This is a genomic window from Micromonospora sp. IBSANI012 (assembly GCF_052814045.1).
Genome location: NZ_CP199933.1, coordinates 5,042,185 through 5,063,697 on the forward strand (window position 1 = coordinate 5,042,185; position 21,513 = coordinate 5,063,697).

A 21,513-nucleotide genomic window follows, 5' to 3' on the forward strand; every position below is an offset into this window, starting at 1 on the left:
TCAGGCTCCGGGGTTCTCGGCGGCGGTCAGGGCGAGGAAGGCGTCTTCCAGGTTGCGCGAGGTGATCTCGACGTCCCGGGCGGCGGTGCGGGTCAACAGGTGCCGGGCGACCGCGTCCGAGTCGTCGCAGCGCACCACCACGCCGTCGCCGCGTACCTCGACCGCCACGACCCCGGGCAGGGCGGCAAGGGCGGCCTGGTCGGCGTTGGGCAGGGTGGCCCGGACCAGCCGCCCGGCGGCCAGGTTCTTGATCTCGGCGGTGGTGCCGTCGGCGACCACCCGCCCCTGCCGGACCAGCACGATCCGGTCCGCGTACGCGTCGGCCTCGTCCAGGTAGTGGGTGGCGAAGACGACGGTTCGGCCGGCGCGGGCGTCGGCCCGGATGGCCTGCCAGAAGTCCCGCCGCCCCTCGACGTCCATCCCGGTGGTCGGCTCGTCGAGGATCATCAGGTCCGGGTCGGGCAGCAGCGCCAGGGCGAAGCGCAGCCGCTGCTGCTGACCGCCCGAGCACTTGCCGACCGGGCGGTCCGCCGCCTCGGTGAGCCCGGCCCGCGCCAGCACCTCGGCCACCGGGCGGGTACGGCCGTGAAAGTGCGCGGTCATCCGTACCATCTCGGCGACGGTGAGGTCCTTGAGCAGGCCGCCGGTCTGCATGACGGCGGTGACCCGGCCGTGCCGGACGGCGTCGCCCGGGTCGCCGCCGAAGATCCGGACGGTGCCGGCGTCCGGGCGAGCCAGGCCGAGCAGCATGTCGATCGTGGTGGTCTTGCCGGCGCCGTTGGGACCGAGGAAGGCGACCACCTCGCCGGGGGCGATGCGCAGGTCGAGTGAGTCGACGGCGGTCACCGGTCCGAAGCTCTTGCGGAGGCCGGCCAGCTCGACGGCCGGATGCGTACTGGTCATGACATCGATCCTGGGCCGCACCGGGGCCGCGTCCCCGGCCCCGGCGTCACGACCCGGGCATGACAAATGTCAGCCCCCGCCGGTTCCGATGCCGTCCGGTGGGTATGCCGCCGGGTCCGCGCACACCGGGGAGGTACGCCAATGGGCACCGCGCCGACCGGACGGGTCGACACGATCGTGCTGATTCACGGTCTGTGGATGACACCACGCAGTTGGGAGCACTGGGCGCGGCGCTACCGGGCCTTCGGCTTCCAGGTGCACACCCCCGCCTGGCCGGGGATGGAGGCGGAGGTCCAAGCGCTGCGCGACGATCCCGCCCCGATCGCCGGGCTGACCCTGGGGCAGATCGTCGACCATTACGCGGCGGTCGTCCGGGAGCTGCCGAACCCGCCGCTGATCATGGGGCACTCCTTCGGCGGGCTGGTCGCCCAGGTGCTGCTCGACCGGGGGCTCGGCGCGGCCACGGTGGCCATCGCCCCGGCGCCGCCCAGGGGTGTGGTCCGGCTGCCGGTGAGCACCCTGCGGTCGGCGTACCCGGTGCTGCGCAGCCCTGGCAACCGGCACCGGGCCGTGCCGATCACGCACGACGAGTTCCGGTACGCCTTCGGCAACACCCTCACCCGCGAGGAGTCCGACCGGGCCTGGCAGCGGTACGCCGTGCCGGCGGCCGGGCACGTGCTCTTCGAGGGGGCGTTCGCCAACCTCGACGCCCGCTCGGCGGCGACGGTGGACAACGGGCGCGACGACCGGGCGCCGCTGCTCCTGATCGCGGGCGGCGAAGATCACGTGTCGCCGCCGGCCCTGGTCAAGTCGAACGCCAACCTGTACCGCAAGTCCCGGGCGGTCACCGACTACCAGGAGTTCCCGGGGCGGTCGCACTTCACCGTGGGCGAGCGGGGCTGGGAGCAGGTGGCCGACCGCGCGCTGGACTGGGCGGTGGAGATGGCCACCACCCGTTCGCCGGCGATCGTCGGCGAGGCGCCCCGGTGGTGACGCCCGGCCCTGGCATGGGACGGCGTCGGCCGGGTAAGACCCGGGCATGAGGGCGAGCTTCCGGCTTGGCCGGATCGCGGGGGTACCCGTCGGGGTCAACTGGAGCGTCCTGGTCATCTTCCTGCTGATCGCCTGGGGGCTGGCGGCCAACCTGTTCCCCCGCTCCTACCCCGGCCATTCCACCTTGGCGTACATCTTCGCGGGGCTGGCCGCGGCGGTGGTCTTCTTCTTCGGCCTGCTCGCCCACGAGGTCTCCCACGCGGTCGTCGCCAAGCGCAACGGCCTGCACGTCGAGGGGATCACGCTGTGGCTCTTCGGCGGCGTCGCGGAGCTGCGCGGCGAGGCGCGCGACCCGGGCGCGGAGCTGCGCATCGCCGGGGTCGGGCCGCTGGTGAGCCTGCTCCTCGGGGTCTTCTTCGGCGGGATCGCGGTGGCGCTCGCCCTCGCCGGCGTGCACGGTCTGCTGCTCGGTGCGCTGTCCTGGCTGGCCGGCATCAACGTCCTGCTGGCGATCTTCAACGTGCTGCCGGCCGCGCCGCTGGACGGTGGCCGGCTGCTGCGCGCCGCGGTGTGGAAGGCCACCGGCGACCGGACGAAGGCCTCCGTGGTGGCCGCCCGGGCCGGCTGGGTCCTCGGCGCGCTGCTGATCGGTCTGGGGCTGGTGCAGTTCCTGACCGGCTTCGGCGTGGGCGGGCTCTGGCTGGCGCTGATCGGCTGGTTCCTGATCGGCGCGGCCGGCGTGGAGGAACGCCAGGCCCGGATGGGCAGCGCGCTGCACGGGGTACGGGTCGGCGACGTGATGACCCCGCAGCCGCAGACCGCGTCGGCGGAGATGACAGTGGCCGACTTCGTCGACCACTACCTGTTCGCGTACCGGCACTCGGCGCTGCCGCTGACCGAGGAGGGCCGGCCGGTCGGCCTGGTCACCCTCGACCGGGTACGCGGCATCCCGGCCGACCGCCGGGGCAGCACCACCCTGGCCGAGGTCTCCTGCCGGGCCGAGGACCTGGTGCTCGCCCGGCCGGAGGAGCAGCTCAACGACCTGCTCCCCCGGCTCAGCGAGTGCGCCGACGGCCGCGCGCTGGTGGTCACCGACCAGCGGCTGGTCGGCATCGTCTCGCCCAGCGACATCAGCCGCGCGGTGCAGCGCGGCAGCATGCGCGACCAGTTGGCCGGTAGCCGGCACTAGGCCCCGGCCCGCTCCACCGGGATCCACAGCTCGGCGTCCACCCGCGTGCCGTCCGCCGAGATCCGGTTCCGGGAGATCTCCGGCCCGGGCCGGCTGCGGTAGGCGTTCGACGGGAACCACTGGGTGAACACGTCCCGCCACAGCTCCTGCACGGCGGCCGGGAACTCGCCGGCGGTCTCGAAGACCGCCCACGTCCCCGCCGGGACGGTCGTCGAGTCCAGGTCGGCCGGGGCATCCGCGCCGGTGACCACCCCGTGCCAGTAGTCCAGCTCGCTGCCCTCGGCCCGGTCGTCGGCCACCTTGTCGCTGACGTTGACGATCCCGGCCGGCTCCTGGTCCGACAGGGCCGCGATCCGGGCGACGGTCTCCTTCGGGATGCCCCGGATGAACTCCACGATCGCCGGGTTCATCCCCTGGTGCACCAGGGGCACCCGGGCCCGCCGGCCCACCAGCCGGAACTCCGGCTTCTCCACCACGCGGTAACGCATGCTGCCACTCCCTTCGACGACGAGGCGGAAGGACAACCGCTGCTGGGAGCGGAGCGCCGCGCCGGTCCGCCGGGCCTCGCCGGGCCCGACCCCGTGCAGCGCGCGGAACGCCCGGGTGAACGCCTCGGTCGAGCCGTACCCGTGCCGGACCGCGATGTCGAGCAGCGTCCGCTCGCCGGCCGTCACCTCGGCCGCGGCCACCGTGAGCCGGCGGCGGCGGACGTACTCGGACAGCGGCATGCCGGCCAGCGCGGAGAACATCCGCCGGAAGTGGTACTCCGACGTGAGGGCGATCCGCGCCAGCTCGGCGACCTCGATCCGCTGGTCGAGGTGCCGCTCGATGTGGGCCATGGCCTCGTTCAGCCGCTCCAGCACCTGGTCTCCTTCCCGTGTGCCTCGACGCTAGGCGGCCGGCGGACGGCGGGACCCGACATCCGGTGCCCGCTCCGGTCGGGTCCGCGCCGGTCGGCGCGCTGACCGGTCGCCCCGACGGCCGGTCAGCGTGGGAAGTAGTGGTCGAGCAGGTCGGTGCGGAACTTTCCGGTCGGGTCCAGCTCGGAAAGCAGGGCGGCGAAGTCGGCGTACCGGCCGAAGGCGGCGGCCACCGAGGATCGGTCCAGCGTGAAGACCTTGCCCCAGTGCGGGCGGGGCGCGAAGGGGGCCAGCCGCTGTTCCACCTCGGCCAGCACCGGCAGCACCGCCGCCGGGTCGTCGACCCAGGTGAAGTGGATCGCCAGGCTGTCGCGCCCCTGGTTCGGGCTGAGCCAGAGGTCGTCGGCGGCGATCGTGCGCAGTTCGGAGATCTGGAGCACGGCGGCGATCCGGTCCCGCATCCCGTCCAGCGCGGCCAGCGCGCCGGCCGCCGCCGCGCGGGGCAGGTGGTACTCGGACTGGAGTTCGTCGCCGCTGCTCGGGGTGAAGCCGAGCCGGAAGTGCGGCAGCCGCTCGTGGCACGGGCCGGGCTCGCCCAGTTGGGCGGTGCAGTGCACCGGGTCCAGGCCGGGCACCGGGTGCAGCGGGGCCTCGGCGGCGGTGGTGCCGAGCCAGTCCGCCGGGGGCGGCGGCTGGTCGGCGAGCTGCTTGCGCCAGACCTGGTCGATCGCCGACGACCGCCAGGTGGTGAACCCGCTGACGCTGTACGCCGAGGCGAACGCCGCGTCGAGCCGGTCGGCGGGCAGGTCGCGGCGGACGTACTGGCGGATCGCGAAGGTCGGCACCACGTCCAGGGTGACCCGGGTGACGACGCCGAGCGCGCCGAGCGACACCACCATGCCGGCGAACCGGTCGCCGTCGGCCCGGCTCACGGTGAGCAGGTCACCGTCGGCAGTGACCAGTTCCAGCCCGGCGACGGCGGCGGCCAGGTTGCGGTTGCCGTCGCCGGAGCCGTGGGTGCCGGTCGCCACCGATCCGGCCACCGAGATGTGCGGCAGGGAGGCGAGGTTGGCCACGGCCAGCCCCTCGGCGTGCAGCCGGGTCGCCAGGTCCCCGTACCGCAGGGCGGCGGCGACGGTGACCGTGCCGCGTTCCCGGTCCACTTCGACGGTGGGTGGCAGCCCGGCGAGGGTGACCAGGTCGCCGGTGGTGTCACCGAGCCGGTTGAAGGAGTGCCCGGTGCCGACCGCCCGGATCCGGTCGCTGCCGGCCACCAGCCGACGCAGCTCGTCCAGGGTGGACGGCCGGTGGAAGCGGCGGGCGGCGTACGCGACGTTGCCGGCCCAGTTGCGGCGCGCGACGTCGGTCACGAGGGCTCCCGTTCGGCGGGCTCGTCGGCCAGCGCCGCGCCGAGGGCGTCCAGCGCCTCGTCCACCTGCAGGGTGCTGTAGCCGCGCAGGTCGACCGGCAGACCGGCCCGCCGGGCCTGGTCGATCTCGGCCCAGGCCGTGCGGCGCCGGGTCGGGTCGCCCGAGGCAAGCGCCTCCTGCCCGCCCCGGATCAGCGCGTCCACCACGTCGACCCGGTAGCCACGCAGGCCGACGGCGAAGTCGGGGTCGGCGAAGGCGGCCCGGCGCAGCGCGCGGGCGTCGAGGAAGCGCTCGCCGGCGTACCGGGCGAGCGTCGCCGCGATCTCCCCCGGCGACTCCCGGATCCCGGCGAGGTCGAGCAGCACGACCGCCGGACGCTCGTCGAGCGGGTGCCGGGCGTCCAGCGGGCCGATTCCGGCGCCGGTGGCCGGCACGGCGAGCAGGCGCGGCGCGGCCGGTACGCCGGAGCGGGGCGCCGGCTGGTCGAGCACCACCGCGGCCAACTCCGGCCAGCGGATCGTCCGGCGCAGGCCCGGCCGGCGGACGGTCAGGCCGTCGGCGTCGACGACGAACCGGAACGGCCGCAGCGCGCCGACGAGCACCACCCCGCCGAGCGCGATCCCGCCGAGGGCCACCAGGGTCCGCAGCAACCGCCCGCCGTCACCGAGCGTCAGCAGGACGATCCCGGCCAGGATGCAGATCGCCGGTAGCAGCAGCCGGCCCGGCCTGCGGTGCAGTTCCACGTCGTACCCCCGTCCGCGATCGTGTCGGAGTGCATCATCCGGCACGCTTGGCGACGGCGTCCATGGGAAGAATGGGTGGATGAGCAGCTACCGCGACCCCACTCTGCACGGCGACGTCTACCCGTCCGAGGAGGAGATGGACCCGACCGGCGTGGGCCTGGAGCCGACGAGCACACCGCCGGCGGCGTATCCGGATCGGACCGAGCCGGTGCCGCCGCCGACGCCCGAGCCGGAGCCCACCCCGCCGACCCCCGGTCCGCCGCCGCGCGCGGCCGGGCCGGGTTCGGTCTCGATCGTCACCCACCACGTGGACGGGTCGACCCAGGTGGTCACCGACCTGGACGGCGACGGGATCGCCGACGTGGTGCAGTTCGACCTGGACGGTGACGGCGTCCCGGACATCACCTATCTGGACAGCGACCGGGACGGCCGGCTGGACACCGTGCTGCGCGAGCCGGGCGGCCTGCGGGCGCGCTGACCGGCCGGGCGCTCAGAGCTGCGGCATCACCTCGGCGGCGACCAGCTCCAGCTGGTCCAGGTCGGTGAGGTCCAACAGCTGGAGATAGATCCGCTCGCTGCCGGCCTCGGCGTACCGGCCGATCTTGTCGACCAGTTCGGCCGGGGTGCCGGCGAGGCCGTTCTCGCGCAGCTCGGCGGGCTCGCGGCCGATCGCCTCGGCCCGGCGGGCGACCTCGGCCTCGTCGCGCCCGCAGCAGAGCACCAGGGCGTTGGACCAGCGCATGGTGGCCGAGTCGCGGCCGATCTCCGCGCACGCCTCGCGCACCCGGCCGATCTGCGCGACGGTGTCCTCGATCGAGGCGAAGGGCAGGTTGAACTCGTCGGCGTAGCGGGCGGCCAGGCGCGGGGTGCGCTTCGGGCCCATCCCGCCGAGCAGGATCGGCGGGCGCGGCTGCTGCACCGGCTTGGGCAGCGCCGGCGAGTCGGTGACCGGGTAGTACGTCCCGAGGTGGTCGAAGGTCTTGCCGACCGGGGTCTCCCAGAGCCCGGTGATGACCGCCAGCTGCTCCTCCAGCCGCGCGAACCGCTCCCCGAGCGTCGGGAACGGGATGCCGTACGCGGTGTGCTCCTCGGCGTACCAGCCGGTGCCGATGCCCAGCTCGACCCGGCCGCCGCTCATCTGGTCGACCTGCGCCACCGTGATGGCGAGCGGGCCGGGCAGCCGGAAGGTGGCCGCGGTCATCAGCGTGCCGAGCCGGATGCGGGAGGTGTCGCGGGCCAGGCCGGCCAAGGTGGTCCAGGCGTCGGTCGGCCCGGGCTCCCCGCTCACCGAGCCCATCTTCAGGTAGTGGTCGGAGCGGAAGAAGGCGCCGTACCCGGCGTCCTCGACGGCGCGGGCCACGGCGAGCAGCTGGTCGTAGCTGGCGCCCTGCTGGGGCTCGGTGAAGATCCGCAGTTCCATGTTCCGAGCATATGGAGGCGGCGGCGCCGTCGCCTCCGTTCCCGGACAAGCCTTCATTCCTTGACAGGCATATGAACGATGCGGCATATTGTGGTGGTGTCCGTCGACGCCTTCGCCGTGCTGGCCGAGCCCACCCGACGCCGGATCCTCGACGCGCTGCGCCGCTCGGAGCACAGCGTCGGCGAGCTGGTCGACGTGCTGGGCATGAGCCAGCCGGCCGTCTCCAAGCACCTCAAGGTGCTGCGCGAGGCCGGCTTCGTCTCCTGCCGCACCGCCGCCCAGCACCGCATCTACCGCATCGACGTACGCCCGTTCCGCGCCGTGGACGGCTGGCTCGCGCCGTACCGCGAAATGTGGACCGCGCACCTGGACGCCCTGGAGCGCCACCTCGACAAGGAGTGACCATGGACCGCGACTCGTTCCGCCCCGGCCCGCCGGCCGAGATCGACGCCGAGCCCGCCGGCGACCGGTGGACGCTGCTCTTCGTCCGCGAGCTACGACACGCGCCGGAGAAGGTGTGGGCGGCGCTGACCGACCCGGCCCGACTGCGCGAGTGGGCGCCGTTCCTGGCCGACCGCGACCTCGGCGCCCCGGGCGCCGCGACGCTCACCCTGGTCGACGGCGACACGGCCGTGCCGCAACCCGCGACGGTACGCCGGGCCGAGCCACCCCACCTGCTCGAATACACCTGGGGTGACGACCTGCTCCGCTGGGAGCTGACCCCGTCCGGCACCGGCACCCGGTTGCTGCTGCGACACACCCTCGCCGAGCGGGGGATGCTGCCGATGATGGCGGCCGGCTGGCACCTCTGCCTCGACGTCGCCGACCACCTGCTGGCCGGCGACCCGGTGGGCCCGATCCGGGGCGCGGAGGCGAAGAACTTCGGCTGGGCGGAGCTGCGCGACACGTACGCCGACCGGCTCGGCGGGCAACCGCCTCGCCCCTGATCCGCCGTCCGCCTGCCTCAGGCGCCACGCTGCGCCGGGGCGGGATCGGGCAGGGCGATCGCGTTCGCGGCCCGGCGGATCGGCCCGGCGACCCGCCCGATCATGCGGTCCCGGCCGGGCAGGTGCGGCATCAGCCGGAGCATCAGGAACTGGAACCGGATCTGCGCCGTCGAGCCGAGCACCATCCCCCGGAGGTTGCGGTCGGCGAGACGCTGGTTCGCCTCGACGAAGGGACGCATCCGCCGCTCGTAGTCGGCGAACCCGACGGCCGGATCGCCGCCCGCCTCGGCCAGGGCGGTGGCCAGCACGTACGCCCCGACCAGGCCGAGGCTGGTGCCCTGCCCGGAAGCGGGCGACGGCGCGTACGCCGCATCGCCGACCAGTGCGACCCGCCCGGCGGACCAGCGCCGCATCCGTACCTGGCTGATCGAGTCGAGGTAGAAGTCCGGCGCGTCGCGCATCGCCTCCAGCAGCCGGGGCACCTGCCAGCCCTGACCCGCGAACGCCTCGGCGAGCAGCGCCTGCTGAGCGGCGACGTCGCGGTCCCCGTCGCCGCCGGTCGGGGACCGGAACAGGAACAGCGCCCGAGCGTCGGGTGCGCCGGCCGTGCGGTAGACGCCGACGCTGCGCCCCGGGGTGACGTGCATCAGCTCGGTGCGGTCGAGGCCGAACCGTCCCGGCACCGAAAAGATCGCGATGTGGTGCCCGAGCGAACGCAGCGGGGACTCCTCCGGCCCGAAGGCCAGCCGGCGGACCGTCGAGTGCAGCCCGTCGGCGCCGATCACCAGGTCGAACCTCCGGCGCGCGGAGCGCGCGAAGTCGACCTCCACCCCGCTGTCGGTGGGGGTCAGCCCCGTGACGGAGTCGTCGAAGACGTACTCGACGTCGTCGGCGGTGGCCGCGGCGAGGACGCGGGCCAGGTCGCCGCGCATGATCTCGACGTCGTCGCCCACGCGACCGCCGAAGAGCTGGGCGTCCATGGTGGCGAGCCGGTTGCCGTCGGCGTCGACGAAGTGGGCCAGTCGCATGCCGGTGTCGTGCCGCCGGACCTGCTCGCACAGCCCCATCCGGTCGATCACCGCCAACGCCGCGCCCCGGATGTCCACCTTGTAGCCGCCGTCGCGTGGCGCGGGAGCGCGCTCGACCACGGTCGGACGGAAGCCGTAGTGGCGTAGCCACCAGGCCAGTGCGGGGCCGGCGACGCCGGCGCCGGAGATGAGTACGTCGGTCATGGCGGCGACTGTACAAACGTTTTAGACAGTTGTGCAAGACGTTTGTTCTACAGATCCGCTAGGGTGGCGCCATGGGAAACCGGGAAGACCTCCTCGCCGGCGCCAAGCGCTGCCTGATCGAGAAGGGGTACGCCGCCACCACCGCCCGCGACGTCGCCGCCGCCGCCGGCACCAGCCTCGCCGCCATCGGATACCACTTCCGGACTACCCGGGCGCTGCTCGACCAGGCCCTGTTCGAGGCGATGGCGGAGTGGGGCGAGGAGCTGCAACGCACCCTCGCGGTGGAGGTCGCGCCGGACGCCGGCCCCGAGGAGCGGTTCGAGGCCGCCTGGACCCGGATCATCGAGTCCTTCGCCCGGCTCCGGCCGCTGTGGGCCGTCCAGTTCGAGCTGATCGGCCAGATGGACCGGTCGCCGGAGCTGCGGGAGGCGTTCGCCACCGCCAACCACCAGGCCCGGCTCGGGCTGGCCGAGGTCTTCCACCGCCTCGACCCCGTCGCCGACGAGTCGCAGGCCCTCGCTCTCGGCGCCTTCTACCAGGCGCTGCTCGGCGGGCTGGCGGCGCAGTGGCTGGTCGACCCCGACCGCGCCCCCTCCGCCGCCGACCTGACCCGCGCGCTGCGCACCGTCACGGCAGAGTTCGGCAGCTGAGCCGGCGCCCGGCTCAGGGCTGCCCCAGTCCCGCCTCCCGGGCCCGGACGATGGCCTGGCTGCGGTCGGCATCACCTCGCGGGCGAAGAGCCCGCCCGGCAGGGCCGTGCCACGTGCGCCCGCCGGGCGAGCGGGGTCACGCCGGCGGCGCCGGGTGCCGACGCCGCCGGCTCCCCTCAGACGTATGGCCTGGTCCCGTACGCCGCCCGCAGCGCCGCGAGCCCGTCGGTGCGGGGCGCCAGGGTGCCCCAGCTCGAGTTGAAGTAGTTGGTCCGGACGATGCGCGGGCCGCGCTCGCTGTTGAGCCGGGCGACGGCCGCCGGCACGGTGGCGATCCAGGCCGCCTGGTCGGGGATCTCGGCGGCCCGTACCCCCCACTCGGCGATGATCACGGGACGGGAGAGCGCCACCGGCCCGAGGTCGGCGACCGCCCAGTCCTTCGCGCGGCGGAACCGGGCGAGTGGGGTGTGGCTCGGGTCGGTGGCGTAGGCGTTCCACTGGAGGAAGTCCAGCGTGGCCATCAGCGACTCCGGGTGGGTGCGCTGGAAGCAGGCCCGGTCGAAGCCGCCCGACCCGACGGAGAAAGTGGTGTCGGCCGGCAGCGCGCGGGCCCGGAACCAGTTCACGATGTAGGTCATCGCCTGCACCGCGCGGGCGTCCGACTCCGCCCAGCCGTACGACACCCCGGACTCGGTGGTGCCGAACTCGTGGTCGGTGTCCAGCTCGGAGGCGAGCTGGATGTTCACCCCGAAACCCATCGTCCGGTACTGCGACAGCGCCCGGGCGAAGAGGCCGTCGCAGAGCCCGGCGAGCACCTGGCCGTACCCGTACGCCTTCGGCCAGGTCGTCCCGGGACGCTGCTGGATGGTCATCGCCGGCGCCGGGACGGTGTAGCTGACGCCGTCCACGGCGAAGGTCTGCGCCGCCGTGGTGGCCGCGCCGTAGTGCTTCAGCTCCAGCACCATGTTGATCGCGAACCCGCTGCGGCCCAGGCTGAGCAGCCAGGGCTTGTTGTAGCCGGGGAACGTGTAGCCGTCGGCGAAGCTGCGGTACTGGGTCAACGAGCGGAAGTTGCCGCCGGCCATGTCGGCCGTCGGGTCGGCGTTGCCCGCCAGGTAGTAGCCGCCGAGGACCGGTGGGGCGAGGGCGTAGTCGGCGGTCGCGGTGGCGGTGCGCCCACCGTTGTCGCGGACGGTCACGGTGACCCGGGGCATCACGCCACCGCCCGGTAGACGGCCACCGACCCGTTGTCCGACGCCCGGGTCCAGGTACGTCCGGAGTCGTCGGTGACGGTGAGGGTGAGCGGGTCGATCACGGCGGTGACCTTGACCGGGGCGCTGCTGTTGCCCTGCGCGTCGGTCACCACGACGGTGACGGTGAGGGGCCTGCTGTCCGGGTCGCCGTAGGTGACCGTGAGGGTCATCTGGTCGCCGGGGGAATAGGTCGCGGCGTTCAGGCTCGCGGTGACGGTGGGAGCGGCCATGTCCGCCCCCTCCTTCCTGGCTCGTGCGCCCGGCTCTCGCCGGTGCGCCCGGTCGAGGCGCGGGACTGCCGCCGGTCAGGGCGGAGCGGACGCGCGACGGCGTCGACCGGAGGTGATGACGTCCTTGTCCTGGTGGAAGCTGACCCCGGCCCTGGCGTCCGGGACGGGGTCCACCGGGACGCGACGTGGCCGTGGGCGCGGTCGGACCGGCGCGGCCGTGTCCGCCGCGACGGCCGGGCCGGGCCCGGCGATGGCGGCGTCCGACGGCGACCGTGCTGTCGCCGTCGGGGTGAGGGATGGGATGTGGCCCGCCATCCGCAGCCTCTCCACCTGCATAAACAATGCGTCGGCAGGGGGTACGGCGTCCTGTCGGCTATCCGTCCCCGGGGTTGGCCGTGTGGCCGATTGCGACCCCGGCTGTGGCGTGCGGTGCCGGCTCAGTCGAGGTGGTCGGCGGGCGACGTCTGCAGCAGCCAGGCCAGCGGCATTCTCGCCCGCTCCTCGTACCCGCCCTGCCCGGTGAGCCGGTGCAGCGTGACGGTCTGTCCACCGTCCCGGTCCACCACCCAGTACTGGGGGATGCCCGCCGTGGCGTACTCCCGGACCTTCGTCACGGAGTCCATGGCCTCCGAACCGGGCGAGACGATCTCGATCACCAGGGCGACGTCGGCCACCGCAGACCAGACTCCGCGAGGTGGGGGCTTGCGCCACACGGTCAGGTCGGGGATCCGGCCGCCGTCGCCGTCCGGCCCCGGAATGCGCACACCGGCCGCCTGGAGCACCTGCTCGGCGGGCCACCCGGCCATGATCAGCCAGGCGAAGAGGCGACTTGCGATCATCGCGTGTTCCGAGTCGGGCGGCGGCATGACCGACAGGACCCCCTCGGGGCTCGTCTCGTAGCGATGACCGTTGGGGTCGGCGGCGTTCATCGCCGCGACGTCGTCGAGCGTGACGACGGCGGGCATGTGCATGCCGACGGCCTCAGCGCTCATGAGTCCCATCCTAGGCGACGCGCGACGCTGACCCGGTCAGCGCGACGCCGGCCGGGCGAGCCGTGGTGCGGTGTGGCTCCGCCGACCCAGGTACCGCCCCGCTGAGCGCTCGGTGTGCCGAAAGCCGACAGCCGAGAGGGCTTCCTGTCAGACTGACAATAAGCCTAGGGTGCATCCATGTCCGACGATCGTTGGGTTCCTCCCACCGTGCTGCTCGCGGTGGACCTGGTCATCCTCACCCTCCGCCAGTCCGGCCTTGAGGTGCTGCTCGTGGAGCGTGGGATCGAGCCGTACCGGGGCGCGCTGGCCCTTCCCGGCGGCTTCCTCAATCACACGGATGAGGACCTGCTCGCGGCGGCTCACCGGGAGTTGTCCGAGGAGGCCGGTCTCGACGCCGGCCAGCTGCACCTCGAACAGCTGGGCGTGTACGGCACGCCGGGGCGCGACCCCCGGGGACGCGTCGTTTCGGTGGCCTACCTGGCGATCGCGCCCCGACTGCCCGAGCCGGTCGCCGGCACGGACGCCTCCGACGCGTGCTGGACGCCCACCGACCGCGCGCTCTCCGCCGACGTCCGGCTCGCCTTCGACCACAGACGGATCATCGCGGACGGCGTGGAGCGGGCCCGTACCAAGTTGGAGCACTCGGCGCTGGCGACCGCGTTCTGCGGCCCGACGTTCACGATCTCCGAGTTGCAGGAGGTCTACGAGGCGGTCTGGGGCGTCCGCCTCGATCCCCGCAACTTCTACCGCAAGGTCCAGAGCGTCAACGGCTTCATCGTCCCCGCCGGCCCCACGAGGAAGACGGACACCGGGCGTCCCGCACGACTGTTCCGCCCCGGCCCACGCACGGCACTTCACCCCCCGATGACCCGACCTACCGGTGCGACAGACAAGGAGACGGCAGAAGCATGAACAGCAGTCTCGTCGTGATCCTCACGGCCCTAAACCTGGAGTACGAGGCGGTCTGGGAGAAGTTGACCGACCTGCGAGTCCACCGGCATCCGGCCGGGACCCGGTTCGAGGTGGGCCGGCTCGGCAGGAGCGGATGTCGAGTGGCGCTGGGCCTGGTGGGCAAGGGCAACCACCCGGCGGCAGTGCTGGCCGAACGCGCAATCGCCAAGTTCACCCCGGCCGCGGTGCTCTTCGTCGGCGTGGCCGGCGGCCTGTGGCCCAACATCCGGCTCGGCGACGTGGTGGTGGCGACCAAGATCTACGCCTATCACGGCGGCACGAGCGAGGACGACGGCCTGAAGGCCCGGCCGAAGGCGTGGGAGATCCCGCACGGCCCGAGCCAGATCGCCCACCACCTGGCGCGGCGCGGTGACTGGGCTCTTGGCCTTTCCGCCGGCAACCCGCCGGCCGTTCACTTCGGACCGATCGCCGCCGGCGAGATCGTGCAGGACTCCGCGGTCTCCGAGCAGGCCCGTTGGGTACGCGATCACTACAACGACGCGGTGGCGATCGAAATGGAGGCGGCCGGTGTCGCCCAGGCCGGCCACCTCAACCATGCCCTGCCCGTGGTCGTGGTACGCGGCATCAGCGACCGCGCCGACGGGAGCAAGACGATCACTGACGGCGAGAACTGGCAGCCACGGGCGGTGGCGCACGCCGCCGCGTTCGCGACGGCACTGGCACAGGAGCTGATAGCCGAGGGCGCGGCCGACCGGCCGTCGTTGGCCGGCAAGGGCGGGAGTGAGTCGATGAGCATGACCAACCGGAACATCGCGACGGGTAACGCCCGGGTGGGAGTTCAGGCCGGGCAGATCTACGGCAACGTCACGGTCGGCCCCGACGGGGATCGGCCGGTCGACCTGACGGCCGGTATCGCCGAGCTACGGGACCGGGTGAGGAAGGCCCACCGGGACGGTCAGCTCGACGAGGAGACGTACGCGGCAGCAGAGTCGGAGCTGGACGTCGCGAGTGACTGCCTCAAGGAGGACACCGTCCGCAGCAGAGGCACCTTGATGGTGACGCTCAAGAGACTGCGCGGCCTGGTGGCCGATGTGGCGGAGCTGGCCGCGAAGCTGGCCGCACTGATAGCCGCGGCAAAGGGGTTGTCATGACTGCCCCGATCATGGCCAACATCGCCCAGGACGGCGCGCAGGTCGGGGTGCAGGCCCAGGCGATCCACGGCGACGTCTACTACCAGCTGCCCCCGGATGCCTCTCCAGAACACAAGTTCCGGGTAGGGGTCAGGTATCTCAACGCCCGGGTGCGGGACAGGGCGCGGCAGCTCATTGAGGAGGCCGCCGCCGAGGGGTACGTGACCGACGAGGTCCAGTTCCACCGCCTGCTCGCCCTGCTGAGCGGGCGTACCCTGCGGCAGTTGGGCGAGGACTTCGACCACCTGACCGCCATCTGCGACAGCCTCCCGCACCTCGACGGGGGCGATGAGTGGAGGGCTGGGCTACGGGCCGTTCTGCGGCTGCTCAATTCCCTGAACACCGCCGAGACCGAGCTCGTGATCAAGGAACTCGACGAGCTGAAGCGCGGTCAGCGCGACAAGATCGTGGATCACCTCGGGGTGCTGCTCGAGGGTCCGATGGAGGACCAGATGTGGCGCCGCTCGGTCGAGCGGGCCAGCGCCGGTCGTCTGGCGGGTGACAGGGCGGGACGGATCTGGAAGTTCTTCCACCCCTCACCCGTGCCGCCCCGGGTCCTGCCCGTCGAGCCGGCGTCGACTCCCCTGGGCGAGTGGGCGCGTGCCGCCGTGGGAACAGCCGCGTTCGTGCTCGCCGCCGGCAAGGTCGCCACGTTGCTGCTGCACCGCGGCGAGCTGTCCCCGATCCTCGGCTACCTCGCCTGTGTGGCCGGTCTCGCCGCGTTCGCCGTGGGCGGTGCCGACCGGCATTTCCGGCAGGCACGCCGCAGAGCCAAGGAATCGACGTTCACGCCACCCCGCCAGCGACGGGCCGAGGCGCCGGCGGGCGGTTTCGCCCGCAAGGTGGACCGGTACTTCGATGACTACTTCAGGCGGTACGTGCCCAGCGACACCGACCGCTCCCACTGGCTGACCCAGACCACCGGCATCCGCCGGCACCTTCGCAACGAGGTCGTCGAGCTCTACCGGGAAGAGCGGGTCGGCGCCGAGCGGGTCGCCTGGCTGATCCGTCATCTCGTCAGTGACGTGCGACAGCGGTGGGAGCAGGACACCCTGATGGCGCACCGGGTCGAACTCCGTGTCCCGGTCACCACGACAGCCCTGCACCTGGGCGGGCTGGCGGTCCTTGCCGTAGGAGCTTTCTGGATGGTGCCGGCCACCGTGCTGACCGCCCCGTTGACCGGAACGGCGTGGCTGCTGCTCGCCGCGGCTGCCGCGGTGATCGGGGCACGGGCCTGCTTTCGTATCATGGCGGAGCGGCGGCGGGTGGCGGCGGACGAGGCGGAACGGGCCCGCCAGTTGGCGGCACGGCGGGAGGCGTTCGACCGCTGGCGGCAGAAGCTGTCGAACAAGCCGTCGGACGCGGAAATGGCGTCGTGGCTGGAGTGTGACCGCAAGATCCTGGTGAACGCGGCCATGCGGCACTACCGGCTCCGGCCGAGCCAGGTGATCGCGCAAGCCTTCATCGAGGCGCCCGCTCGGTCGTACCAGCGGGCACGGGTTCCCCACGGGCCGTGGCGCTACTCGCGGTACCGGCTCCTGCTCTTCCTCCTGACCGACGACGGCGTCCGCCAGGTGAACATCGACCTCGACTTCAAGGATGGCGATTACCGGACTACACAGCGGCTGAACTACCGCTTCGACGCGGTCGCCGCTGTTCGGATCGACGGCCTGGAGACGCAGCAGCAGACTTTCGAGCTGACCCTGTTCAACGGTGAACCAATCTCGGTCCGGGTGACCGAATCCATCACGGAGGGCGTCCAGCCGGACGAGGACGCGTCGATGCTGGCCAAGCTCTCGCTGGACGCGTCCGGACTCGTCCACACCCTCAACGTCCTCGAGGGGATCGCCGCCGAGGGGAAGGAGTGGGTCAGGCACCAGCGCCGTCGGGCGGACGAGCGGCTCGCCGAACTCACGGCGACCGTCCGAAATCTGATCGATTGAGCCGGGACCACGAACGACCACGAGGTGCTGGTGTGCTGCCCGGCACCTCGTGGTCCAGCCGTCGCCCCTGAATAGCTGACCGTTGCCGGCCTCAGCCCCGCCGGCGCCGCAGCAGGTGGGCGACCCCGCTCACCACCGTCGTCCCGAGCCCCGTGCCGACCAGCACCAGCGCCGCCCCCACCGCCCAGAGCCCGCTGCCGTCGGTCGAGGCGGCGTGCACCGTCCAGGCGGCGGTGAAGGCGACCGTCAGCACCGGGGCGACCAGCCACGGCCGGAGCCGCCAGCCGCCCACGGCGGCGACCAGGGCGAGGGTGAGCACGCAGCCGGCCACCTGCCACGGCTGGTAGGGCCCGCTGACGGCGCCCGTCTCGGGGTCGATGGTGTAGCCGGTGTCCCACCCCAGCCAGGCCCACCAGGTGGCGACCGCCGCCACGGCGAGGACGAGAGCGGCGAGGAGGGCGCGCGTCACGCTGTTCACGCCCCGATCCTCGCGGTAAGGACGGCGTCGCGGATGAGCATTCGTACTCACGATCGGGGTGCCGGTGCGGTCCCCCGGACCGCCCAGGCGCGGGCGGTGAGTCGGATGGCGCCGTCCGGTCCGGCCGGCACCCGGGCGCGCAGCAGCTCCCGCAGCTCGGCCCGGTCCGGCTCGGCGAGCGAGCTGACGTAGCCGGGCGCGGACCCCTGCCCACCGAGGAACGGCGTCCAGTAGTCGGCGAAGTCGGCGAAGACGGTGGACACCTCGACGGGCCGCACGGTCACGTCGCGGAGCCCGGCGCCGGCCCAGAGCGCGCGTAGCGGCTCCGGTTGGCACAGCGAGTAGCGGCGACCCTCGTCCAGCTCCGCCGCCGCCGGGTCGCGCGCCGCCGCGGCGTCCCAGAAGTGGCGCATCATCACCATGCCGTCGGCGTAGTCCCAGACGTAGGCGGCGGCCACGCCGCCCGGGGCGAGAACGCGGGCGAACTCCGCCACGGCGCGCGCCGGGTCGGGCACGAAGTTCAGCGCCAGGCCGCTGACGACGACGTCGACGGCGGCATCGGGCAGCGGCAACGAGCGGGCGTCGCCGACGTGGAAGACCACGCGCGGGTCGTCGACCCGGGTACGGGCGTGCGCCACGAAGCCTTTAGAGGGGTCGACGCCGTCCACCCGGGCCGGCTCGGTGCGGGCCAGCACCGTGGAGGTCAGCGCGCCGGTGCCGCAGCCCACGTCCAGCCAGCGCAGGCCGGGCGGCTGGTCCAGCCCGGCCAGGAAGTCCGCCGCCACGAGGCGACTCCACCGGCCCACGTACGCCTCGTACGCCGCACCGTCGGCCCATACCTCGCGCGCCATGCGGACACCTTACGTACGCCGCAGCCGGCGCGTTCCCGGCAGTGACCCCGGGTGTCCACCGTAGACCTTCTGTCCACAAGCGGAGGTAAGCCGCGAACTTCCGCAGGGTGTTAACGAACTTTTGCATCTATGAACGAAAGGCATGGGCCTGTAGATAGAAGTTTGTTAATGTTGTCCATCACCGCAGCTCCGGACGCGTCATTCGTCGGCGTCGATGACTCGTCCGGGCTCGCCCGGCGGCTACCGCTCCCCCAACCGCATCCCACGGCATGCCGCCGGACCACCCCGACCTCCCAGGAGGAGCAATGGGCACACGGCTGCTGCGCCGATTCCGCAGTCCTGTCCTGACCACCATCGCCGCACTCGTCATGGCCACCGGCGTCTGGGTGACCCCCGCCCACGCCGCCCCCGCCCAGGAACCGGGCGTCACGCTGCGCGTCTTCGACGTGCAGGTGCCGCTGAACGAGATCTGCACCCTCAAGCCGGGGCAGACGCCGAACGTCGACAAGCTCATGCCCACCATCAACTGGACGTCGACCACCGACTTCGGCTTCGACCAGTACTTCGTCTCCCAGGTGCTCGGCAACCTGAACATCGCCCAGGCCGGCAGCTACACGTTCCGGCTGACCAGCGACGACGGCTCCCGGCTGTCGATCGACGACAAGGTCGTCATCAACCACGACGGGCTGCACGGGCCGACCCCGGCAAAGGAGGGCACCGTCACCCTCACCGCCGGGCTGCACCCGCTGCGCATCGACCATTTCGAGCGCGAGGGTGGGCAGCAGATCACCCTGGAGTGGAAGACCCCGGGCTCGTCGGCCTTCGTCGTGGTGCCCAACTCGGCGCTGAGCACCGATGCCGGTGTGGTGCGGGTGACCGCCCCGGGCCGGAAGGAGTGCGAGGGCCTCACCGACTCCCCCGGCGACGGCCTGCCGCTGACCGGCGTGTATCCCGGCTACACCCTGACCAACCTGCGGCCCAGCGGCTTCCAGCCGAAGGTGACCGGGATGGACTGGCTGGCCGACGGCCGCCTGGTGATCTCCACCTGGGGCGGCAGCGACCAGTCCGGCACCTCGCAGGACGGCGAGGTGTACATCCTCAACAACACCGGCGGGTCGACCGGCCCGGGCAGCGTGACCATCAAGAAGATCGCCGGTGCCCTCAAGGAGCCGATGGGGCTGAAGGTCGTCGACGGCGTGGTCTACGTGTCAGAGAAGCAACGGCTGACGAGACTGGTCGACACCAACGGTGATGAGGTCGCCGACCGCCTCGACACGGTCGCCACCTGGCCGTACGGGGGCAACTTCCACGAGTTCGCCTTCGGCCTGCTCTACCAGAGCGGGTACTTCTACCTGAACCTGTCGGTGTCGATCAACTACGGCGGCGCGACCACCAACCCGCAGCCGGCTCCCAACCGGGGCACCACCATCAAGGTGAACAAGGACACCGGTGCCGTCTCCTACGTCGCCGGTGGCCTGCGTACGCCGCACGGCATCGGCTGGGGTCCGGAGGACGGCATCTTCGTCACCGACAACCAGGGCGGCTGGCTGCCGTCGTCGAAGCTGCTGCACGTCAAGCAGGGCCGGTTCTTCAACCACTACATGAACCCGGCCGGCCCGTTCGACGCCAACCCGGTGACCCCGCCGGTGCTCTGGATGCCGCAGAACGAGATCGCGAACTCCCCGAGCACCCCGCTGTACCTGAAGTCCGGCCCGTTCGCCGGGCAGTTCGTCATCGGCGACGTCACCTACGGTGGCCTCCAGCGTGCGTACGTGGAGAAGGTCAACGGCGAGTACCAGGGCGCCCTGTTCCGGCTCACCCAGGGCTTGGAGGCGGGCGTCTCGGAGGTCAACCTCGGCCCGGACGGCGCGATCTACGTCGGTGGCCTCGGCGCCGGCGGCAACTGGGGTCAGAGCGGCAAGCTCTCGTACGGCCTGCAGAAGCTGACCCCGAACGGCACCACCGCCTTCGACATCCTGGCCATGCGCGCCACCACCGGCGGATTCGAGCTGGAGTACACCCAGCCGCTCTCCGCCGACACGGCCGCGAACCTGGCCGGCCACTACAAGGTCAAGCAGTGGCGCTACGAGCCGACCGCCAGCTACGGCGGCCCGAAGATCGACGAGGAGACGCTGACCGTCACCTCGGCCACCCTCTCGACGGACCGCAAGAAGGTCAGCCTGGCCGTCGACGGGCGCAAGGCCGGCCGGGTGGTGTACGTCCGCTCGCCCCGCCCGTTCACCTCCGAGAGCGGCCAGTCGCTCTGGAGCACCGAGGCCTGGTACACCCTCAACGCCATCCCCGGCAGCACCCCGCCGCCGACCGGCGGAAGCAACCTGGCCCTGAACAAGCCGGCCACCGCCGACAGCTCCTGCACCACCACGGAGGGCCCGGACAAGGCGGTCAACGGCTCCGTCGCCGGCGGCACCACCGACAAGTGGTGTTCGAAGGGCACCACGAAGTACCTCCAGGTCGACCTCGGGGCCAGCACCAACGTGAACCGGTTCGTGGTCAAGCACGCCGGCGCCGGCGGCGAGAACACCGCCTGGAACACGAAGGACTTCACCATCGCCACCAGCACCGACGGATCGAACTGGACGACCCGGACCACGGTGACCGGCAACACCGCCAGCACCACCACGCACGACATCGCCGCGGTGACCGCACGCCACGTACGCCTGAACATCACCGCGCCGACCAGCACCACCGACCCGGCGGCCCGGATCTACGAGTTCGAGGTCTACGGCCCGAGCGGGTCCGGCACCATCACCGGCATCGCCGGCAAGTGCCTCGACGTCAGCAACGCGGCCACCGCCGACGGCACGAAGATCCAGCTCTGGACGTGCAACGGCACCAACGCCCAGAAGTGGAGCCGGGTCGGCGACACCTATCGGGCGCTGGGCAAGTGCCTGGACGTCGACAACGGCGGCACCGCCAACGGCACCAAGGTCCAGCTCTGGACCTGCAACGGCACCGCCGCGCAGGTCTGGCAGCCGCAGAGCAACGGATCGCTGCTCAACCCACAGTCCGGCAAGGTCCTGGAGACGGCCGGCGCCGGCACCGCCGACGGCACCCAGGCCCAGATCGGGACGTACGCCGGGGGCGCCCACCAGCACTGGGTGGTCAACGGCTGAGCGATGACGGCGGGCCACCGGTGAAGAGGTTCCTTCGCCGGTGGCCCACCGGTTTTCATACGCCGGGTCAGCGCTCGACGCCCGCGTCGAGCAGCGGATGTCCAGCCCGTACACGGCTCCGGTCCCGGTCACCCGTCCATCGGCGGTCCGTCCTGGAGTCAGTCCGCTTCGATGCCGCCGGCCACCGGCGGTGCCTCCCGGGCGCGCGGCTCGTGGGCCGACG

At 72.5% G+C, this 21,513-nt stretch carries 21 protein-coding genes; 10 read left to right on the forward strand and 11 right to left on the reverse strand.

Annotated elements, in window-relative coordinates:
- Entirely contained in the window at positions 1-903 is a 903-nt protein-coding gene (locus ACTWM8_RS23230) for an ABC transporter ATP-binding protein (protein ID WP_446210879.1), read from the reverse strand.
- Between the two features lie 198 nt (positions 904-1,101).
- On the opposite strand from ACTWM8_RS23230, the gene ACTWM8_RS23235 reads away from it, so the two are divergent.
- Positions 1,102-1,896, forward strand: a complete 795-nt coding sequence (locus ACTWM8_RS23235) for an alpha/beta hydrolase (RefSeq protein WP_446210880.1) — start codon at positions 1,102-1,104, stop codon at positions 1,894-1,896.
- A gap of 46 nt (positions 1,897-1,942) precedes the next feature.
- Positions 1,943-3,085 (forward strand): site-2 protease family protein, encoded by a 1,143-nt coding sequence (locus ACTWM8_RS23240; protein WP_446210881.1) that lies wholly within the window; start codon positions 1,943-1,945, stop codon positions 3,083-3,085.
- Here ACTWM8_RS23240 and ACTWM8_RS23245 read toward each other — a convergent pair.
- From ACTWM8_RS23245 to ACTWM8_RS23255, 3 genes are all read right to left on the reverse strand, one after another.
- Positions 3,082-3,948, reverse strand: coding sequence for an AraC family transcriptional regulator (locus tag ACTWM8_RS23245; RefSeq protein ID WP_446210882.1), 867 nt, complete (start codon positions 3,946-3,948; stop codon positions 3,082-3,084). The two genes, ACTWM8_RS23240 and ACTWM8_RS23245, sit on opposite strands and share 4 nt — an antisense overlap.
- Before the next feature lie 122 nt (positions 3,949-4,070).
- The gene (locus ACTWM8_RS23250) at positions 4,071-5,315 is read right to left on the reverse strand and encodes an FAD-binding protein (protein WP_446210883.1); all 1,245 of its coding nucleotides are present in this window, start codon (positions 5,313-5,315) and stop codon (positions 4,071-4,073) included.
- Positions 5,312-6,058, reverse strand: a complete 747-nt coding sequence (locus ACTWM8_RS23255; RefSeq protein WP_446210884.1) for a hypothetical protein — start codon at positions 6,056-6,058, stop codon at positions 5,312-5,314. The genes ACTWM8_RS23250 and ACTWM8_RS23255 overlap by 4 nt, the downstream gene beginning before the upstream one ends.
- 79 nt (positions 6,059-6,137) lie before the next feature.
- On the opposite strand from ACTWM8_RS23255, the gene ACTWM8_RS23260 reads away from it, so the two are divergent.
- On the forward strand, positions 6,138-6,536 hold the full coding sequence (locus ACTWM8_RS23260) for a hypothetical protein (protein ID WP_446210885.1): 399 nt from the start codon (positions 6,138-6,140) through the stop codon (positions 6,534-6,536).
- Between the two features lie 12 nt (positions 6,537-6,548).
- Here ACTWM8_RS23260 and ACTWM8_RS23265 read toward each other — a convergent pair whose 3' ends face one another.
- On the reverse strand, positions 6,549-7,478 hold the full coding sequence (locus tag ACTWM8_RS23265) for an LLM class F420-dependent oxidoreductase (RefSeq protein ID WP_446210886.1): 930 nt from the start codon (positions 7,476-7,478) through the stop codon (positions 6,549-6,551).
- 96 nt (positions 7,479-7,574) lie between these two features.
- Here ACTWM8_RS23265 and ACTWM8_RS23270 point away from each other — a divergent pair, with 96 nt between their 5' ends.
- Together ACTWM8_RS23270 and ACTWM8_RS23275 are read left to right on the forward strand one after the other, a co-directional pair.
- Complete coding sequence (locus tag ACTWM8_RS23270) at positions 7,575-7,880, forward strand: ArsR/SmtB family transcription factor (protein ID WP_446210887.1); 306 nt, start codon at positions 7,575-7,577, stop codon at positions 7,878-7,880.
- Positions 7,881-7,882: 2 nt separating this feature from the next.
- Positions 7,883-8,425, forward strand: a complete 543-nt coding sequence (locus ACTWM8_RS23275) for an SRPBCC family protein (RefSeq protein WP_446210888.1) — start codon at positions 7,883-7,885, stop codon at positions 8,423-8,425.
- Between the two features lie 17 nt (positions 8,426-8,442).
- On the opposite strand, the gene ACTWM8_RS23280 is transcribed toward ACTWM8_RS23275, so the two are convergent.
- Positions 8,443-9,657 carry an FAD-dependent monooxygenase gene (locus ACTWM8_RS23280; RefSeq protein WP_446210889.1) on the reverse strand — a complete coding sequence of 405 codons (1,215 nt, stop codon included), beginning with the start codon at positions 9,655-9,657 and terminating at the stop codon, positions 8,443-8,445.
- A 71-nt stretch (positions 9,658-9,728) separates the two neighbouring features.
- Here ACTWM8_RS23280 and ACTWM8_RS23285 point away from each other — a divergent pair, with 71 nt between their 5' ends.
- Complete coding sequence (locus ACTWM8_RS23285) at positions 9,729-10,307, forward strand: TetR/AcrR family transcriptional regulator (RefSeq protein ID WP_446210890.1); 579 nt, start codon at positions 9,729-9,731, stop codon at positions 10,305-10,307.
- Positions 10,308-10,483: 176 nt separating this feature from the next.
- On the opposite strand, the gene ACTWM8_RS23290 is transcribed toward ACTWM8_RS23285, so the two are convergent.
- From ACTWM8_RS23290 to ACTWM8_RS23300, 3 genes are all read right to left on the reverse strand, one after another.
- Complete coding sequence (locus tag ACTWM8_RS23290) at positions 10,484-11,521, reverse strand: hypothetical protein (protein WP_446210891.1); 1,038 nt, start codon at positions 11,519-11,521, stop codon at positions 10,484-10,486.
- Complete coding sequence (locus ACTWM8_RS23295) at positions 11,521-11,790, reverse strand: hypothetical protein (RefSeq protein WP_446210892.1); 270 nt, start codon at positions 11,788-11,790, stop codon at positions 11,521-11,523. The genes ACTWM8_RS23290 and ACTWM8_RS23295 overlap by 1 nt, the downstream gene beginning before the upstream one ends.
- Before the next feature lie 437 nt (positions 11,791-12,227).
- Complete coding sequence (locus ACTWM8_RS23300) at positions 12,228-12,782, reverse strand: Uma2 family endonuclease (RefSeq protein WP_334570305.1); 555 nt, start codon at positions 12,780-12,782, stop codon at positions 12,228-12,230.
- A 177-nt stretch (positions 12,783-12,959) separates the two neighbouring features.
- Here ACTWM8_RS23300 and ACTWM8_RS23305 point away from each other — a divergent pair, with 177 nt between their 5' ends.
- Genes ACTWM8_RS23305 through ACTWM8_RS23315 form a run of 3 tightly spaced genes read left to right on the forward strand, consistent with a single transcriptional unit; the run spans position 12,960 to position 16,827 of the window.
- Positions 12,960-13,694, forward strand: coding sequence for an NUDIX hydrolase (locus ACTWM8_RS23305; protein ID WP_446210893.1), 735 nt, complete (start codon positions 12,960-12,962; stop codon positions 13,692-13,694).
- Positions 13,691-14,845: a 5'-methylthioadenosine/S-adenosylhomocysteine nucleosidase family protein gene (locus ACTWM8_RS23310; protein WP_446210894.1), complete on the forward strand. Its 1,155-nt coding sequence runs from the start codon at positions 13,691-13,693 to the stop codon at positions 14,843-14,845. The genes ACTWM8_RS23305 and ACTWM8_RS23310 overlap by 4 nt, the downstream gene beginning before the upstream one ends.
- Complete coding sequence (locus ACTWM8_RS23315; protein WP_446210895.1) at positions 14,842-16,827, forward strand: hypothetical protein; 1,986 nt, start codon at positions 14,842-14,844, stop codon at positions 16,825-16,827. Before ACTWM8_RS23310 ends, ACTWM8_RS23315 begins: the two co-directional genes overlap by 4 nt.
- A 91-nt stretch (positions 16,828-16,918) precedes the next feature.
- On the opposite strand, the gene ACTWM8_RS23320 is transcribed toward ACTWM8_RS23315, so the two are convergent.
- Both ACTWM8_RS23320 and ACTWM8_RS23325 read right to left on the reverse strand, forming a co-directional pair.
- Complete coding sequence (locus ACTWM8_RS23320) at positions 16,919-17,305, reverse strand: hypothetical protein (protein ID WP_446210896.1); 387 nt, start codon at positions 17,303-17,305, stop codon at positions 16,919-16,921.
- Positions 17,306-17,352: 47 nt separating this feature from the next.
- Positions 17,353-18,156: a class I SAM-dependent methyltransferase gene (locus ACTWM8_RS23325; protein WP_446210897.1), complete on the reverse strand. Its 804-nt coding sequence runs from the start codon at positions 18,154-18,156 to the stop codon at positions 17,353-17,355.
- 305 nt (positions 18,157-18,461) lie between these two features.
- Between ACTWM8_RS23325 and ACTWM8_RS23330 the strand changes: the two genes are divergently transcribed.
- Positions 18,462-21,290 carry a ricin-type beta-trefoil lectin domain protein gene (locus ACTWM8_RS23330; RefSeq protein ID WP_446210898.1) on the forward strand — a complete coding sequence of 943 codons (2,829 nt, stop codon included), beginning with the start codon at positions 18,462-18,464 and terminating at the stop codon, positions 21,288-21,290.
- Positions 21,291-21,513: the final 223 nt, after the last annotated feature.